Here is a 1,240-nt window from a genome sequence, read left to right on the forward strand (position 1 = left end):
GCGCGGGAAAGCAGGGGCTGCAGCGCCTCCGGCCGCGACAGGCTGGCGAGGGCGGGGGCGAGGATGGTGCCCTGCTCGGGGAGGACGGAGAAGTTCACCTCCAGGTCGGTGATGGCGTCGGGGTGGAGCTCGCGCGCCGGGAGGCCGGGCGGGGTGGGGGCGGTGCGCAGGAAGGTGCCGCGCCCGACCTCGCCCACCGCGATGCCGCGCCGGACGAGTTCGGCATAGACGCGGGAGGCGGTGGAGGGGGCGATGCCCTGGCGATGGGCGTAGTCGCGGCTGGGAGGGAGGCGTTCGCCCGGCTGGCGGCGGCCGGCGGCGAGGTCTGCCGCGAGGTCCTGGGCGAAGCGGTCGGCGAGGTCGCGGAAGTCGGTCACGGGAATATTGTACCGAGAACAATTGCGTCGTTGAAGCGGAAATCGATGGCGTGCCAGAAAGTGATTCGGTGCAATAAGGTGCGATTCTCAAATGCTCGGATCAATTTCCAGGGTTGATCGGATCAATCCGGCCTTTGGCGGCCTGGACGCGGCGCCGGCCCGGGGCGTGCTGGGGCGGGTGCTGGCGCGACTGGCCGTCTGGCACCGCAATGCGGAGACGCGGCGGGTGCTGCGGGAGCTTCCGGAGCGGGAGCTGGCCGATATCGGGCTGACGCCCATGGATGCGGCGATGGAGGCGGGCAGGCCGTTCTGGGACGACACGCCCGGGATCGTCGCTGAGCGGGCGCGCCGGTCATGAGCGGCGGGCGCTATCGCTTCGTGACGGTGGATGTCTTCGCCTCGGAGCGCTATGCGGGCAATCCGCTGGCGGTGCTGCCGGAGGCGGCGGGACTGGACGGGGCGGCGATGCAGCGCATCGCGCGGGAGTTCAACCTGTCCGAGACGGCCTTCGTGCTGCCGCCGGAGGAGCCGGGGCACGGCGCGCGGGTGCGGATCTTCACGCCGACGCGGGAGATGCCCTTTGCCGGGCATCCGAATATCGGCACGGGATTCGTGCTGGCGGCGGAGATGGCGGCGCGGGGCGAGGCGGTGCCGGAGGTGCTGCTCTTCGAGGAAATCGCCGGGCTGGTGCCGGTGCGGCCGTTGCTGGAGGGCGGCGTGGTGGCCGGGGCTTCGCTGGAGGCGCCGCAGGCCCTGTCGCGCCTTGGCGGCTGCGGGGCGGCGGAGGTGGCGGCCTGTCTCTCGTTGCGGGCGGAGGATGTGGTGGTGACGGGGCATGCGCCGCAGGTCGTCTCGGTGGGGGC

3 protein-coding genes are annotated in these 1,240 nt (G+C 72.3%); 2 read left to right on the forward strand and 1 reads right to left on the reverse strand.

Annotated features, from left to right (window positions below):
- Positions 1-377, reverse strand: a 377-nt coding sequence (locus ROTAS13_RS24655) for a GntR family transcriptional regulator (RefSeq protein WP_139323576.1), incomplete at its 3' end; no start/stop codon positions are given.
- 91 nt (positions 378-468) lie between these two features.
- Here ROTAS13_RS24655 and ROTAS13_RS24660 point away from each other — a divergent pair.
- Both ROTAS13_RS24660 and ROTAS13_RS24665 read left to right on the forward strand, forming a co-directional pair.
- A complete protein-coding gene (locus ROTAS13_RS24660; RefSeq protein ID WP_037249508.1) occupies positions 469-735 on the forward strand; it encodes a DUF1127 domain-containing protein in 267 nt (88 codons plus the stop codon).
- On the forward strand, positions 732-1,240 hold a 509-nt coding region (locus ROTAS13_RS24665; protein WP_139323577.1), incomplete at its 3' end, for a PhzF family phenazine biosynthesis protein. The genes ROTAS13_RS24660 and ROTAS13_RS24665, both read left to right, overlap by 4 nt.

The organism is Roseomonas sp. TAS13, assembly GCF_001950415.1.
GTDB lineage: Bacteria > Pseudomonadota > Alphaproteobacteria > Acetobacterales > Acetobacteraceae > Roseomonas > Roseomonas mucosa.

What these genes read in the sequence shown, in the direction of transcription:
- ROTAS13_RS24660 (WP_037249508.1), top strand. Translation starts at nt 469, where the DNA reads ATGCTCGGATCAATTTCCAGGGTTGATCGGATCAATCCGGCCTTTGGC.